At 67.3% G+C, this 15,140-nt stretch carries 13 protein-coding genes; all 13 read left to right on the plus strand.

Going from position 1 to position 15,140, the window contains the following annotated elements:
• The first annotated feature begins 113 nt into the window (after nt 1-113).
• Nucleotides 114-1,775 (plus strand): cytochrome c oxidase subunit I, encoded by a 1,662-nt coding sequence (ctaD, locus tag DMC18_RS19810; protein ID WP_110133238.1) that lies wholly within the window; start codon nt 114-116, stop codon nt 1,773-1,775.
• Between the two features lie 120 nt (nt 1,776-1,895).
• Nucleotides 1,896-2,945, plus strand: coding sequence for a heme o synthase (gene cyoE, locus DMC18_RS19815; protein ID WP_110121356.1), 1,050 nt, complete (start codon nt 1,896-1,898; stop codon nt 2,943-2,945).
• Nucleotides 2,946-2,992: 47 nt separating this feature from the next.
• The gene (locus DMC18_RS26670; RefSeq protein ID WP_233245330.1) at nt 2,993-3,109 is read left to right on the plus strand and encodes a hypothetical protein; all 117 of its coding nucleotides are present in this window, start codon (nt 2,993-2,995) and stop codon (nt 3,107-3,109) included.
• The gene (locus DMC18_RS19820) at nt 3,090-3,740 is read left to right on the plus strand and encodes a cytochrome c oxidase assembly protein (RefSeq protein ID WP_110121355.1); all 651 of its coding nucleotides are present in this window, start codon (nt 3,090-3,092) and stop codon (nt 3,738-3,740) included. Before DMC18_RS26670 ends, DMC18_RS19820 begins: the two co-directional genes overlap by 20 nt.
• Nucleotides 3,741-3,818: 78 nt before the next feature.
• Nucleotides 3,819-4,694 carry a cytochrome c oxidase subunit 3 gene (locus DMC18_RS19825; RefSeq protein WP_110121354.1) on the plus strand — a complete coding sequence of 292 codons (876 nt, stop codon included), beginning with the start codon at nt 3,819-3,821 and terminating at the stop codon, nt 4,692-4,694.
• A gap of 304 nt (nt 4,695-4,998) precedes the next feature.
• On the plus strand, nt 4,999-5,361 hold the full coding sequence (locus DMC18_RS19830; RefSeq protein WP_110121353.1) for a DUF983 domain-containing protein: 363 nt from the start codon (nt 4,999-5,001) through the stop codon (nt 5,359-5,361).
• Nucleotides 5,354-6,058 carry an SURF1 family protein gene (locus DMC18_RS19835; RefSeq protein WP_110121352.1) on the plus strand — a complete coding sequence of 235 codons (705 nt, stop codon included), beginning with the start codon at nt 5,354-5,356 and terminating at the stop codon, nt 6,056-6,058. The genes DMC18_RS19830 and DMC18_RS19835 overlap by 8 nt, the downstream gene beginning before the upstream one ends.
• Nucleotides 6,058-7,455, plus strand: a complete 1,398-nt coding sequence (gene thrC, locus DMC18_RS19840; protein WP_110121351.1) for a threonine synthase — start codon at nt 6,058-6,060, stop codon at nt 7,453-7,455. Before DMC18_RS19835 ends, thrC begins: the two co-directional genes overlap by 1 nt.
• 103 nt (nt 7,456-7,558) lie before the next feature.
• Nucleotides 7,559-12,118 (plus strand): polymorphic toxin-type HINT domain-containing protein, encoded by a 4,560-nt coding sequence (locus DMC18_RS19845; RefSeq protein WP_110121350.1) that lies wholly within the window; start codon nt 7,559-7,561, stop codon nt 12,116-12,118.
• Complete coding sequence (locus DMC18_RS19850; RefSeq protein ID WP_233248232.1) at nt 12,115-12,516, plus strand: hypothetical protein; 402 nt, start codon at nt 12,115-12,117, stop codon at nt 12,514-12,516. Before DMC18_RS19845 ends, DMC18_RS19850 begins: the two co-directional genes overlap by 4 nt.
• A gap of 70 nt (nt 12,517-12,586) precedes the next feature.
• Nucleotides 12,587-13,861 carry a pitrilysin family protein gene (locus tag DMC18_RS19855; RefSeq protein WP_110121348.1) on the plus strand — a complete coding sequence of 425 codons (1,275 nt, stop codon included), beginning with the start codon at nt 12,587-12,589 and terminating at the stop codon, nt 13,859-13,861.
• A 38-nt stretch (nt 13,862-13,899) separates the two neighbouring features.
• Nucleotides 13,900-14,478 carry a GNAT family N-acetyltransferase gene (locus DMC18_RS19860; protein ID WP_110121347.1) on the plus strand — a complete coding sequence of 193 codons (579 nt, stop codon included), beginning with the start codon at nt 13,900-13,902 and terminating at the stop codon, nt 14,476-14,478.
• Between the two features lie 58 nt (nt 14,479-14,536).
• On the plus strand, nt 14,537-15,140 hold a 604-nt coding region (locus DMC18_RS19865; protein ID WP_146218141.1), incomplete at its 3' end, for a diguanylate cyclase domain-containing protein.

Genomic DNA, 15,140 nt, shown 5'->3' on the forward strand with positions numbered 1-15,140 from the left:
CCGGCCACGACGACGCCCGCCGCCGCAGCTCCGGCCGCCGCTCCCGCTTCCGCTCCGGCCGCGGCTCCCGCCGCCGCGCCGGCGGCCTAAGAACGCTTTAGGATATCAGTCCGATGGCTCACGCCGCTGACATCGATCACCACGACGGCCATGGCGCCGACGAAAAGCCGCCCTTCTTCGCCCGCTGGTTCTTCTCGACGAACCACAAGGACATCGGCACGCTCTACATCCTGTTCGCCATCATGGCGGGCATCGTCGGCGGGGCCCTGTCGGGCCTGATCCGCTGGGAGCTGATGCATCCGGGCATCCAGGTCTTCACCGACAACGGCCTGCTGGCCCAGCTCGGCGTGTTCAAGGGCAAGCACGGCTACAACGCCGTGGTCACCGCCCACGCCCTGATCATGATCTTCTTCATGGTCATGCCCGCCATGATCGGCGGCTTCGGCAACTGGTTCGTCCCGATCATGATCGGCGCGCCGGACATGGCCTTCCCGCGGATGAACAACATCTCGTTCTGGCTGCTGGTCGCCGCCTGGGTGCTGCTGTGCACCTCGATGTTCGTCGACGGCGGTCCGGGCCACGGCTTCGGCGGCGGCTGGACGATCTATCCGCCGCTGTCGACCACCGGCCACACCGGTCCGGCCATGGATCTGGCGATCCTGTCGCTCCACCTGGCCGGCGCCTCGTCGATCCTCGGCGCGATCAACTTCATCACCACGATCTTCAACATGCGCGCGCCGGGCATGACCCTGCACCGCATGCCGCTGTTCGCCTGGTCGGTGCTGATCACCGCCTTCCTGCTGCTGCTGTCGCTGCCCGTGCTGGCCGGCGCCATCACCATGCTGCTGACCGACCGCAACTTCGGCACCCACTTCTTCGACCCGGCCGCCGGCGGCGACCCGGTGATGTTCCAGCACCTGTTCTGGTTCTTCGGTCACCCGGAAGTGTACATCCTGATCCTGCCGGGGTTCGGCATCATCAGCCACATCGTCTCGACCTTCTCCAAGAAGCCGGTCTTCGGCTACCTCGCCATGGCCTACGCCATGGTCGCCATCGGCTTCGTCGGCTTCATCGTGTGGGCCCACCACATGTACACGGTCGGCATGAGCATCAACCTGCGCGCCTATTTCGTGGCCGCGACGATGATCATCGCCGTCCCGACCGGCGTGAAGATCTTCTCGTGGATCGCCACGATGTGGGGCGGTTCGATCAGCTTCAAGACGCCCATGCTGTGGGCGATCGGCTTCATCTTCCTGTTCACGGTCGGCGGCGTCACCGGCGTCGTCCTGTCGAACGCCGGCATCGACTACAGCCTGCACGACACCTACTACGTGGTGGCCCACTTCCACTACGTGCTGTCGCTGGGCGCCGTCTTCGCCATCTTCGCGGGCTTCTACTACTGGTTCGAGAAGATGTGGGGCGTGAAGTACAACGAGTTCCTCGGCGCTCTGCACTTCTGGATCATGTTCGTGGGCGTGAACCTGGTGTTCTTCCCGCAGCACTTCCTGGGCCTGGACGGCATGCCCCGCCGCTATGTCGACTATCCGGACGCGTTCGCGAAGTGGAACTACGTCTCGTCGGTCGGCTATATGATCACCGTCGTCGGCGTCGGCGTCTTCCTGGTCGTGCTGCTGGAAGCCGCCATCCGTCGCCGCAAGGCCGAGGCCAACCCGTGGGGCGAAGGCGCCACCACGCTGGAATGGACCCTGTCCTCGCCGCCGCCGTTCCACCAGTTCAGCGAGCCGCCGGTCATCAAGGCCGACGATCATCATTGATCACTGGCATCACTGATCTCTGGTAAAATAGCAGTATAAGCGCGGGGGGCGCGGATCCGGCGACAGCCGGGCCCGCGCCCTTCGCCCATCAAGACCCAGCTTTCCAAGATACCGTATCCCATGGCCAAGCCCGCCGTTCTCCCGTCAGACACGCACCGGACCGAACCGGTCCGCGCCGCGCGCTGGCAGGACTATTTCCAGCTGATGAAGCCGCGCGTGATGTCGCTGGTGGTGTTCACGGGCCTGACCGGCCTGGTGGCCGCCCGCACCCACATCCACCCGCTGCTGGGCGCGGTGGCGGTGCTGTGCATCGCCGTCGGGGCCGGGGCCTCGGGCGCCCTGAACATGTGGTACGACGCCGACATCGACGCCAAGATGCGCCGCACCCGCGGCCGTCCGGTGCCGGCCGGCCTGGTCGAGGGCTCCGAAGCCGCCGCCCTGGGCGTGGTGCTGAGCCTGCTCTCGGTCATGCTGCTGGGCATGGCCATCAACTGGCTGGCGGCGGGCCTGCTGGCCTTCACCATCGTCTTCTACGCCGTGGTCTACACCATGTGGCTGAAGCGCTGGACGGCCCAGAACATCGTCATCGGCGGTCTGGCCGGCGCGCTGCCGCCGGCGATCGGCTGGGCGGCGGCCACCGGCTCGGCGCCGCTGAACGCCTGGCTGATGGTGCTGATCATCTTCCTGTGGACCCCGCCGCACTTCTGGGCGCTGTCGCTCTACATCAGCACCGACTACGCCAAGGCCGGCGTGCCGATGCTGCCGGTGGTCAAGGGCGCCAAGGCCACCCGCCAGCAGATCCTGATCTACAGCCTGATCTTCATCCCCGTCTGCCTGGCGCCGGCCTTCACGGGCCTGGGCGGGCCGCTGTACCTGGCCGTCTCGGGCCTGGGCGGTCTCGTGTTCCTCACCCTGGCCTGGCGGGTGTTCCGCAGCGACGCCGGCGACGCCGCCGACCCGCGCACCGCCGACCGCGCCCTCTATGAGGTGGAGGCCGCGCCCGCTCCCGCCGCCGAACCGGCCGTCGAGGGCAAGCGCCCGCCGCCGGTGGGCGGGGCCAAGGACGCCCGTAACCTGTTCGCCTTCTCGATCCTCTATCTCTTCGCCCTGTTCGCCGCCCTGCTGGCCGAGGCCATGATCGGCGTGAAGGCTCTGGAGCTCATTCCTTGACCGACCCGAAGAAGACCGTCTCCGTCCAGCCGGACAAGGCCGACGCCATCAAGGCCCGCAACGGCCGCAACATCGCGCTCGCCGTGGGCCTGGTCGCCTTCGTCGTGCTGGTGTTCGTGGTCACCCTGGTGAGGCTGGGCGCCAATGTCGGAAACCGGTTCTGATCCCACGCCGGGCGGGGCCGGCGCCGACAAGACCACGCTGCAGGCCCGCCGCAACAAGCGCGTGGCGCTGATCTGCGCCGTCGCCTTCGTGGGCATGGTCGGCGCGGCCTATGCGGCGGTGCCGCTGTACAAGCTGTTCTGCCAGGCTACCGGCTTCGATGGCACGGTGCGCCGAGCCGAGGCCGCCCCGACCAAGGTGCTCGACCGCACCGTCCAGATCCGCTTCGACGCCAACGTCCGCAGCCTGCCCTGGACCTTCACCACCGAGCAGGTCAGCCAGGACATCAAGCTGGGCGCCTCGGGGCTGGCCTTCTTCAAGGTCACCAACACCAGCGACAAGCCCCAGACCGGGCGGGCGATCTACAATGTCGTGCCCGAGCAGGCCGGCCCGTACTTCCAGAAGATCGAGTGCTTCTGCTTCTCGAACCAGACGATCCAGCCCGGCCAGACGGTCGAGTTCCCGGTCGTCTACTTCGTCGATCCGCGCTTCGCCGAGGATCCGGAGACCAAGGGCAAGTCCGAGATCACCCTGTCCTACACCTTCTTCCCGGCCGTCGAAGGCCAGGAAGGCAAGACGGACGTGCCTCGCATCGTCGAGCCTCTTGGCGGAACAGCGTCCGGCAGACTATAGCTTTCGGCAAGGGAGAGGCGCGGGCCGGGGGGACCCAAGCGACGCGCCATCAATAAGATTAAAGAGGGTTCGCGACACATGGCCCACGGCGCCGTCAAACACGACTACCACATCCTGCCGCCCAGCCCGTGGCCGTTCGTCGGCTCGGCGGCCGCCACGGTCATGGCGCTCGGCCTGATCGCCTGGATCAAGGGCGGGGTGTTCGGCATCGAGAAGGGCCAGTGGTGGCTGTTCGCGACCGGCCTGGCCGGCGTGCTCTACACGATGTTCGGCTGGTGGCGCGACGTCATCAAGGAAGCCAACGCCGGCGACCACACCCCCGTCGTCTCGATCGGCCTGCGCTACGGCATGGTGCTGTTCATCGCCTCGGAAGTGATGTTCTTCGTGGCGTGGTTCTGGATCTTCTTCGAGATGGCCCTGTTCCACCATCACCGCACCCTGTCGGGCATCGAGGAAGTGCGCACCGCCTGGGCCGCCTGGCCGCCGGCCGGCGTCGAGACCGTCTCGCCCTGGCACCTGCCGCTGGTCAACACCCTGACCCTGCTGCTGTCGGGCACGACCATCACCTGGTCGCACCACGCCCTGCAGCAAGGCGACCGCAAGGGCGCCCAGTGGGGCCTGATCCTGACCATCCTGCTCGGCGCGCTGTTCACGACCATCCAGGTCTACGAATACGCCCACATCAACCACGAGCAGCTGTTCTACAACGAAGCCGCCGCCAATTCGGGCCTCTACGGCTCGACCTTCTTCCTGGCCACCGGCTTCCACGGCTTCCACGTCTTCGTGGGCACGCTGTTCCTGATCGTCTGCCTGATCCGCCTGATGAACGGCGCCTTCACGCCCAAGCAGCACTTCGGCTTCGAAGCGGCCGCCTGGTACTGGCACTTCGTCGATGTGGTCTGGCTGTTCCTGTTCGCCTTCATCTACGTGATCTTCGGCGCCTCGACGCACTGAGGTCGCTTTAGGTCTGGTGCGTGGCAGGCGCCGAAACCGCCAACACTTTCGGCTGCCACGCTCAAGTCTTCCGAAAGGCCCGGAGCGCCGACCGCGCTCCGGGCCTTTTTCGTTTTCGGCGGAAGGGACCCATCCCGCTCCGCAACACAGCCGCCTCCCTGGGCCTCGTGCCCAGGGCCCATCGTTCCGCCGCTCAGACCGTGCAGGTCGATCTCCGCCTCGCCAGCTGACGCATGGATCCTCGCCACGAGGGCGAGGAAGGCGATAAGGAGGGGCGGCGCATTTGTCGGATGGTGCAGCACCCATGCCCAAGACCAACCCCTACGCCGCCGGCGCCGCCGGGCGATGCCCCGTCTGCGGCGAGGGCTTCCTGTTCGAGGGCTTCCTCAAGATCGCGCCGCGCTGCGAGGCCTGCGGCTACGACCTCGCCAAGCTCGAGACCGGCGACGGGGCCTCGACCTTCGTCATCCTGATCGCGGGGTTCCTGTGCGCGTTCGGGGCGCTGTTCTCGATGTTCGCCTGGAACTGGCCGGTGTGGCTGCTGCTGGTGGTCTGGCTGCCGCTGACGGGGCTGGCCTGCCTCTTCCTGATGCGGCCGGCCAAGGGACTGATGGTCGCCGCACAGATCGCCAACAAGGCTTCGCAGGCGGGGCGCGACGATGTCTGAGACTTCTGCCGCCAAGAAGCCCGGTTTCCCGATCGGCCTGACGATCGCGACCCTGATCGCTTTTTCTATCCTCTGCGGCCTGGGGACCTGGCAGGTTAAGCGCCTGGCCTGGAAGGAAGACCTGCTGGCGCGGATCGAGAAGCTGAAGACCGCGCCGGCCATTCCGCTGGCCCAGGCCCTGGCCCGCGCCGACAAGGGCGAGGACGTCACCTGGACGCGTGTCGCGACCGACTGCGGGCCGCCGTCCCCCTCCAAGGTCGCGGGCGGCGACCTGTCGATGATCTATGGCGTGCGCGAGGGCCAGATCGTCTGGCGCGGCCAGGCCGTCTGCTGGGTTGAGGTCGGCAAGACCGACGTCATCCGTCTCGATCTCGGCGTGGTCGATGCGCTGACCGGCCAGCCGGCGCCGCCCGATCGCCTGTTCACGGCGCCGGGGCGCGTCACCGGGGTCCTGATCGACGAGCGCCACCTGGGCAAGCGCACCTCGCGCGAGCCGTCGATCATCATCCGGGACGGAATGTCGTCCTATCTCCTGATGGTCGAGACCGCCACGCCCGCCGTTCCCGGCGTCACGCCCGCGCCCTTGCCGGCAGAAATTTCCAACCGGCACCTGGAATACGCGCTTACGTGGTTTGGTCTTGCCGTCACCCTGCTCTTTATCTATGCCGCCATGCTCTGGCGGAGGATGAGGCCCTGATGCGTTACGTCTCGACCCGGGGCGAGTCCCCCTCGATCGGTTTCCTGGACGCGGTGCTGGCGGGCCTCGCCCCCGACGGCGGCCTCTATGTGCCGGAAGCCTGGCCGACCTTCACGCCCGAAGAGATCGCCGCCTTCGCCGGCAAGACCTACGCCCAGGTGGCCGCGGCCGTGCTCGGCCGGTTCGTCGGCGACGACATCCCGGCCGACGACCTGCAGACCATGTGCGACGAGGCCTATGCCAGCTTCACCCACGCGGCGGTGACGCCGCTGAAGCAGCTGGCCGCCAACCGCTACCTGCTGGAGCTGTTCCACGGTCCGACCCTGGCCTTCAAGGACGTGGCCATGCAGTTGCTGGGGCGGCTCTACGACTACGTGCTGTCGCGCCAGTCGCGGACCATGACCATCATCTGCGCCACCTCGGGCGACACCGGCGGCGCGGCCGTCGAGGCCTTCCGCGGCCGCAGCAACGCCCGCATCGTCGCCCTCTTCCCCGAGGGCCGGATCAGCGAGGTCCAGCGCCGGTTCATGACCACGGCGGAAGACGCCAATGTGTCGTGCGTGTCGGTGCAGGGCTCGTTCGACGACTGCCAGGCCATCGTCAAGCAGGCCTTCCAGGACGACCAGTTCCGCCATGCGGTGGACCTGTCGGGCGTCAATTCGATCAACTGGGCGCGGATCGCGGCCCAGAGCGTCTACTACTTCACCGCCGCCGTCAGCCTGGGCGCGCCGGCCCGCGAGATCGCCTTCGTCGTGCCGACGGGGAATTTCGGCGACGCCTACGCCGCCTTCGTCGCCAAGCAGCTGGGCCTGCCGATCGCCAAGGTCGTGGCCGCCACCAACAGCAACGACATCCTGGCGCGCGCCTTCGAGGACGGCCGCTACGCCCGCGGGGCCGTGGCCGCCACCCAGAGCCCGGCCATGGACATCCAGGTCGCCTCCAACTTCGAGCGCCTCTATTTCGAGGCCGTGCGCCGCGACGGCATCGAGACCGGCCGAGCCTTCCGGGGCTTCGCCACCACCGGCGTGCTCGACATCCCGCCCAGCGCCCATGCGATGATGCGCGAGCTGTTCGTCGGGGCCTCGGTCAGCGAGGCCGACACCGCCAAGACCATGCTGGCCACACTGAACGAGACCGGCGAGATCGTCGATCCGCACACCGCCGTCGGCCTCGCCGCCGCCGCCCGCCTGCGCCTCGAGGATCCCACGACCCCGGTCGTGGTGCTGTCGACCGCCCACCCGGCCAAGTTCCCCGAAGCCGTGCTGGCCGCCACCGGCGTCGTCCAGGGCGTGCCGCGCGGCGCGCCGGACCTGTCGGCCAAGCCCGAACGCTTCGACCGCCTGCCGGCGGACCCGGCGGCGGTGAAGGCCCACGTGCGGGCGTTCGCGGGGAAGTAGGCGTGGCCGAGGCCGCCTGGGCGCCTAGGAGTGCGTTCGCCTGCCGGCGCAATTTTCGATTGCGATAAATTGTTACGACTGCGAAGAATCGCCCAAGCTTGAGTTGGGGGACTTCGTGCTGCGGTCGTGTGTGAATCTGACGGCGCGCCTGCGCGCGTTCGTCGCTGTGGTCGTTGCTTTCGGATCAATCGCCATAGCCTCGCCCGTCATGGCGCAGGCGGCGGCAGGGGTTCCGCCTTCCCACACCACGGTCGACGAGAACAGCATCGACCTGCTCAGCGGCCGACTGAACGCTGTCGAGAAGTTCGCCTCCATCGGCGACGAAAACGGTCTCTACGCCCAGCGCGTGATGCTGAACGCGACCACGCGCTACAATCTCAGCGGCACGATCCATCTGGACGCCTCCGACGCGAGGTACGTCGTCTCGGTCGGCATCATGGGCGAGCGGTTCTACGGCGTGTCGGCGACCGGGCCTTTCTATTCGACCGAAAACCGGGGTTCTACCCTGACGGCGGACTCCACCACCTTCACGTACACCATGCGCGACGGGACGGTCGCGGTCTTCGAAAAGGCCCTGGCCAACACCTATCCCGACCTGGCCAATCAGGCGCGCCTGACCAAGGTGACCAAGCCGGACGGCGAGGTCGTCACCTACATCCATTTCTCCATGGTGACCTGCATTCCGATGGGGAGCGGCTGCCAGCAGGGCATGCGCGACGTTCAGCCCTATGCGTGGAGCACGCTCGGATGGTGGGCGGCGACCAGCTCGCAGGCCTTCCTGTACAACATGGCCGTCGACGCCTGCGGGCTCTCGACCGGCTGCACCACGGCCAATTCCAAGGTGTCGCCGCGCACCGACCTGCCGTCCTACGTCTGGTCGACGCCGACCTCGGGCACGGCCGACGGCACGATGGTCGCGACCCTGCCGACGGGCGAGACCAAGAGCTACACCTTCACCAGCGCGGGCGTCGTCAAGTCGGTCGTCACGCCAGCGGGAACCTGGACCTACAATTTCGTCGGCAACAACACCGGCGACCCCGCGACCAGCACCAACACCATGACGGTGACCGATCCGCTGGGCCACGTCCGCACCGTCGTGTCCACGCAGGGCGCGCTGATCAAGACTGACACCGACGCCTTGGGCAAGACGACCAGCTTCGTCTACGACGACTATCGTCGGCTCAAGCGCGTGACGCGTCCCGAAGGGGACTACACCGAGTACACCTACGACCTCCGCGGCAACGTGACGGAGAGCCGCCAGGTCTCCAAGACGCCCGGCACGCCGGCCGACATCGTCGCCAGGGCCTCGTTCCCGACCACCTGTTCCGACCCCGGCGTCAATCAGAAGACCTGTAACAAGCCGATCTGGACGCAGGACGCCCTGGGTCTTCAGACCGACTACACCTACCATCTCGACAGTGGCGCCGTGGCGACCGTGACCTCGCCGGCCGGCGCCAACGGCGTGCGGCCGCAGGTCCGTTACGCCTATGGCCAGTTCTATGCCTGGTACAAGGACGCCAACGGCGTTCTGGTGCGCGCGCCGACGCCCGTATGGCGCATGACGGAGCGCTCGACCTGCGCGACCGGCGTGGCGCCGGCTTGCCTCAACACCGCCGACGAGCAGAAGACGGTTCTGTCGTATGGCGTCGACGGGACGCCAAACAACGTCCAACTCACCGCCCAGACGGAAAAGGCGGGCAGCGGCGGGCTGGTGGCCACGACCGCCTATACTCACGACGCGTTCGGCAACGTACGGACCGTCGATGGCCCGCTTTCGGGCGCGGGCGACACGACCTGGATGCGCTATGACTCGGCCCGGCGCGTGACGGGCGTCATCGAGCCGGCGTTCGTCAACGACCAGGGTCAGGTGCGCTACCGCGCCGTGCGGACCACTTATGACGCCAGCGGCCGACCCAGCCTGGTCGAAAGCGGCGTCACGGCGGCGCAGTCCGACGCCGAACTCGACGCCATGGCCGCGCTCGAACAGAACGTGACGCTCTACGACTCCCTGGGACGCGTCCGACTGGTCGCGATTGGCGCAGGCGGAACGGCGCATAGCGTGACGCAGGTCAGCTACGACGCCGGCGGCCGCCTGTCGTGCAGCGTTCAGCGCATGAACATCGCCGCCCTCGGAGCCTGGCCGAACTTCCCCAGCGCTCCGGCCTCCGCCTGCGCCTTCACTTCGGAGGGCGCCGCCGGTCCGGACCGGATCACCTCCTATCTTTACGATAACGCGGGGCGGGTGACGAAGGTCACCGAAGGCTATGGAACCGCTTACGCGACCGACATCGAAAGCCGCACCTATACCGACAATGGACTGATCGCCAGCCAGTCGGATGGTCGCGGCGGGACGACCACCTATGAGCGCGACGGCCAGGGCCGCCTCATCAAGACCGTTTATCCCGGCGGATCCTTCGATCAGCACGAGTACGACGCTTCATCCAGGGTGACGCGCGAGCGACGCCGCGACGGGCAGTGGGTCGATTACGGCTATGACGGCGCGGGGCGCATCACCTCCCGTAGCGCGCCGGCCAGCACCTACGCCTACGACAACCTCGGCCGGCAGCTGACCGCGAGCGCCGGCGGCCAGACCGTGACCAGCGCCTATGACGTGTTCGGCAATCTGAAGACCGAGACCACGGCCCTCGGCGAGGTCTCCTACACCTATGACGAGGCCAATCGTCGTACGGCGATGACGCAGCCCGGCGGCTTCACGCTGAGCTATGCCTACGACGCCGCCGATAACCTCCTGTCGATCTCTCAGGGCGGGGCGCGGCTGGCGGGCTTTGATTATGACAACTACGGACGGCGAACGAAGCTGCGACGCGGCGCCGGTGATCTGTGGCGTACGGAATACGCCTATGCCAACGGGGACCTGATCAGCCAGAGCCACATCCTGCCGGCCGCGCCTGGGCAGGCGTTCACGCGCAGCTTCAGCTACAACGCCGCCGGTCAGCTCATCGACACCGTGACGACCGGCGACAGCTGGCAAAGAAGCACCGGGGCGATTAGCGGCAAGACCTACACCTATGACGCCGGTAACAAGCTGACGGCGATCGGCGCGGATCCGGTCGGTGTTGATGGGCGCGGCAATCTGGCGTCGGTTCAAGGCGTCGCCTACGGCTACGATATCGACAACCGCCTGACCGGCGTCTCGGGTTCCGCACCCGCCGCTAGCCTGACCTATGACCCGTTGGCCCGACTGGCCAGCGTCGCCGGCGCGGCGACAACCCGTTTCCTGTACGACGGCTCCGACATTATCGCCGAATACGACGCCGGCGGCGCCCTTCTGCGCCGTTACGTTCACGGGCCGGGTGAAGACGAGCCTTTGGTTTGGTTCGAAGGCGCTTCGACCGGTGACCGTCGCTGGTTCGCGGCCGATGAGCGAGGCTCTGTGATCGGAGTGGTCTCCGATGCGGGCGTTCTTTCCAACGCCAACGCCTATGACGAATATGGCCTGCCAGCAGCCGGCAATATCGGGCGCTTCCAATACACCGGCCAGGCCTGGATCCCGGAGCTGGGCCTCTATCACTACAAGGCCCGCGCCTATTCGCCGGCGCTGGGCCGGTTCCTGCAGCCGGACCCGGCTGGCTATATCGACGGGTTGAACCTCTACGCCTATGTCGGCGGCGATCCGCTCAACGTAACCGACCCCTCGGGAATGAACGGCGAAAGAGGAACCCAGGAACTCTATTGCTATGGGGGCGGCTCGGCGGGCAGCGCGGTTTGCCCGATAACCGTCGTGGCCGGCCCAAGCTGCAACCCCAGCCAGGGTTGCTACAAGCCCGAAGAGATCTGGCGGATCTGCGGCTTCAGCTGCACGCAGGAGCAGGCGCGGTTCAGAGTCGAGGAGCGCCGCATCTATGAGCAAAACCAGTGGATGTGGATCCCGGTTCTAGCGCCCGTCGCCACAGTTGCGGCTTTGGAGGCCGCAGCTTCGCCCGTGGTCCAGTCGATGGCTGGACGAGCGGCCACGTTGTTGAAACGCGGCTGCGGAAAGTGCTTCGCCGCGGGCACGCTGGTGGCGACGGCGAACGGCTTGCGGCCGATCGAGGAAATCGGTGTGGGCGACCTTGTGCTGTCGCGTAACGAAGAAACGGGTGAGGTCGCTCAGAAACGTGTTGTCGGCCTGCGGCCAGCTTTGGAGCGCGAAATCTGGGAGGTCGCTCTCGGCGGCGGTGAACGTGTTCCTACGGTTATCCGCGTAACGGATGACCACCCGTTCCATGCGGCGACGGGCTGGGTCGTGACTTCGGAATTGCGTGTGGGCCAACGTCTTGACGCCATGCGCGGTGACGTGACGGTCGTTCGCATCATCAACACTGGCAAAATCGAGCGCATCTACAATTTCGAGGTCGCTGACTTCCACACCTATTTTGTGGGCGACCAGCAGGTATGGGTACACAATGTCGAATGCGTGCTATCGCCTCAACGGCTGGATCACGTTTTTACGGCCAAGCATAAGCTTGGTGGCCTTGTGGCTAAGTTCGGATCGCGTGAAGCAGCGGCGAACGCCATCCACGCGGCGACAGCGTCGGCGGTCAAGGCGGCCGGCACGACCGGTGTGTTCGAAATGAGTGTCAAGGTTGCGGGAGCCACTGTCACCGTGACCGGGAATGTCGTGAATGGCGCCTTGAAATTCGGTAACGCATGGATTCCTTGACCACATTCGAGACGGCCGCGCTCGACGCCTTGCTCAAAGGAGACGACCCCGTGTTGGCGATACTGCGGCAACAGGCGGTAATGGCTTCCGTATTGAATCGTGAGGTCACGGGCGTTGGAGTTTTGACTAATGTCGTTATCTCTGAAGGCTCGCCTTTGCTGCAGGAGCCCCTTTCCTTCAAGCTGGGCGATGTGTTCGGAGAGGCGGCAGAACTTGATGATGGCTTCGGCCTCTTGCTTCACGTCTCGAATGGCAGGATCGAAACCTTGGAAGCCTACGCTTTTGGAGATACTTGGCAGGCTGAACCGGAACGAGCCTTCTTCCACTATCAAGAGCCGTCCGGCCGGAATATGGACAAGGTCCGCGAAACTATTCGTCAAGCGCGGCGCGGCAGTTGATGAAATTGCTGGGCTAGTTTAGCGCTTCGGTGAAAGTTGACCCTCTGATCGCGTGCGCGTATCGGGGTCTATGAGCCTTCCCACCCTCCATACCCTGCCCAATGGCGTCCGCGTCGTCTGCGATCCGATGCCGGGGCTCGAGACCTTGGCCCTGAGCGTCGTCGCCGGGCGCGGGGCGGCCTATGAGGATCCGGCGCGGTCGGGCTGGTCGCACCTGCTCGAGCACATGGTGTTCAAGGGCGCGGGCGCGCGCAGCGCGCGCGACATCGTCGAGGTGGTCGAGGCCCAGGGCGGCCAGATCAACGCCGCCACCGGCTACGAGCGCACCAGCTTCCAGATCCGCGCCCTGAAGGGCGGCCTGCCGCTGGGCGTCGAGGTCCTCGCCGACCTCGTGCGCCGGCCGACGCTCGACGCCGCCGATCTGGCCCGCGAGAAGCAGGTGGTCGCCCAGGAGATCGCCGAGGCCGCCGACGCGCCCGACGACTACGTCTTCGACCTGCTGCAGAAGGGCGCCTGGGGCGACCATCCGGTCGGCCGGCCGATCCTGGGCACGGTCGACACCGTCGAGGCCGCGACGCCCGAAGCCCTGTCGGACTGGCGCGCCAGCCTCTACGCCGCCGACCGGCTGGTGGTCAGCGCCACCGGCGCGGTCGAGGAAGCCGAGCTGCTGGACCTGGCGCAGAAGGCCTTCGGCGACCTGCCGGCCACGCCCGGCGCGCCGGTTCCCGATCCCGCCCCTTTCGTTGGCGCATCCTTCGCCGAGACCCGCAAGCTGGAGCAGGCGCATCTGGTTCTGATGCTGCCGGCCGCCGGTTCGCGCGACGACGACTATTTCGCCCTGCGGGTCTTCGCCGAGGCCCTGGGCGGGGGCATGTCGTCGCGGCTGTTCCAGGAGGCCCGCGAGAAGCGCGGTCTGGCCTACAACATCGACGCCTACGCCGACACCTATGCAGACATAGGGGCGCTGGGGATCTATGCCGGCTGCGCGGCCAAGGACGCAGGGCAAACCGCCCAGGTCTGCGCCGAGCAGCTGCTGGCCCTGGTCGAGCGCATCGACGAGGCCGAGCTGGCCCGCTGCAAGGCCCAGCTGAAGGCGCACATGTTCATGGCCCGCGAGCAGCCGCTCGCCCGCGCCGAGCAGGCCGCCGGCCAGGCCCTGACCTTCGACCGATTGTTCTCGCCCGCCGAGCTGGCGGCCGGGGTCGATGCGGTCGGGGCGGCCGACATCGCGCGCCTGGGCAAGCGGATGCTGGCGCCCGCCAAGGCCGCCACGGCGGTGCTGGGGGCCAAGGGCGCGCTGGGCGCGGGGGAAATCTTCCGGCGGACGTTGTTCGGCGGACAATAAGCCGCAATGGTGCGGCCCTGCTGTTCGAGACCCGTCTTTTGTCCGCCATTCTCCGTCTTCTCCGCATCGACCAGGGCCCGCGCATCGAGGGCGAGCGGGTCTATCTGCGCCTGCCGCGCCTGGCCGATCACAAGCCGTGGGCGGAGCTGCGCGGCGGCTCGCGCGCCTTCCTGACGCCGTGGGAGCCGACCTGGCCGGCCGACGACCTGACGCGGGCCGCCTTCCGCCAGCGCCTGGCCGCCTACGCCCGCGAACTCGAACTGGGAGAAGCCTTTCCGTTCTTCGTGTTCCGCAAGTCCGACGACGCCATCGTCGGCGGCGTGCGCCTGTTCAACATCCGCCGGGGCGTGGCCCAGACCGGAGTGGTCGGCTACTGGGCCGGCGAGGCGCATGCGGGGCAGGGCTACACCACCGAGGCGGTGCGGGCGGTGATCGACTTCGCCTTCGGCCCGCTGGGCCTTCATCGGCTGGAAGCGGCCTGCATGCCGCATAACGCGCGCTCGGCCGGCCTGCTCACGAGATGCGGGTTTTCCGAGGAGGGATATGCGCGCGCTTATCTTAAAATTAACGGCGAGTGGCGAGATCATCGTCTGTTCGGGTTGATTGCTCCGTCGTGAGTTTGGCCCGGACCGCACGCCGTCCATCCATGGGGGATCGGGCGGCGCGGGAACGGGCATGTCTTTCAAGGTAGCCGAGCGTAGGATCTGGGACGCGACGACCACGCTGGAAGCGTTGGGCGCCGCGGAGGTCGCGCTGTGGCACTGGGACCCCGAGACCGACCGCCTGCGCATCAACGGCGCGGCCCGGGCCCTGGGCCTGTCGCCCCTGGCTCCCGAATGCGCCTCCGCCGCCTTCCGCGCCCTGGCCCTGCCGCAGGACCGCGCCCAGGCCGAAGAACTGCTGCGGGTGCGCGAGGCCGGCTCCGAGATCGTGGTGCGCATGCGCATGCGCGGCGGCGAGACCTGCATCTGGCGCGGCGTCTGGCTGGAAGAGGGCCTGCGCGCCGCCGGCGTCATCGCCCCGGAAGTGAAATTCGCCGCCTCGGGCAAGGACGACCTCACGGGGCTCCTCGACCGCCGCAGCTTCATCGCCCGCGCCCGCGAGCGCCTGACCCACACCGGCGTGCATGAACTGGTGGTCGCCGACCTCGACCGCCTGCGCCGCCTGAACGAGGCCCTGGGCCACGAGCGCGCCGACCTCGTGCTGGCCGCCCTGGGCTCGCGTCTGGCCGCCGCCTTCCCCGAGGGCTCGATCCTGGGCCGCATCGGCGAGGACGAGT

Origin of the sequence: Caulobacter sp. D5 (genome assembly GCF_003185805.1) — a bacterium.
Lineage (GTDB): Bacteria > Pseudomonadota > Alphaproteobacteria > Caulobacterales > Caulobacteraceae > Caulobacter.

What these genes read in the sequence shown, in the direction of transcription:
- ctaD (WP_110133238.1), top strand. Translation starts at nt 114, where the DNA reads ATGGCTCACGCCGCTGACATCGATCACCACGACGGCCATGGCGCCGAC.
- cyoE (WP_110121356.1), top strand. Translation starts at nt 1,896, where the DNA reads ATGGCCAAGCCCGCCGTTCTCCCGTCAGACACGCACCGGACCGAACCG.
- DMC18_RS19820 (WP_110121355.1), top strand. Translation starts at nt 3,090, where the DNA reads ATGTCGGAAACCGGTTCTGATCCCACGCCGGGCGGGGCCGGCGCCGAC.
- DMC18_RS19825 (WP_110121354.1), top strand. Translation starts at nt 3,819, where the DNA reads ATGGCCCACGGCGCCGTCAAACACGACTACCACATCCTGCCGCCCAGC.
- DMC18_RS19830 (WP_110121353.1), top strand. Translation starts at nt 4,999, where the DNA reads ATGCCCAAGACCAACCCCTACGCCGCCGGCGCCGCCGGGCGATGCCCC.
- DMC18_RS19835 (WP_110121352.1), top strand. Translation starts at nt 5,354, where the DNA reads ATGTCTGAGACTTCTGCCGCCAAGAAGCCCGGTTTCCCGATCGGCCTG.
- thrC (WP_110121351.1), top strand. Translation starts at nt 6,058, where the DNA reads ATGCGTTACGTCTCGACCCGGGGCGAGTCCCCCTCGATCGGTTTCCTG.
- DMC18_RS19855 (WP_110121348.1), top strand. Translation starts at nt 12,587, where the DNA reads ATGAGCCTTCCCACCCTCCATACCCTGCCCAATGGCGTCCGCGTCGTC.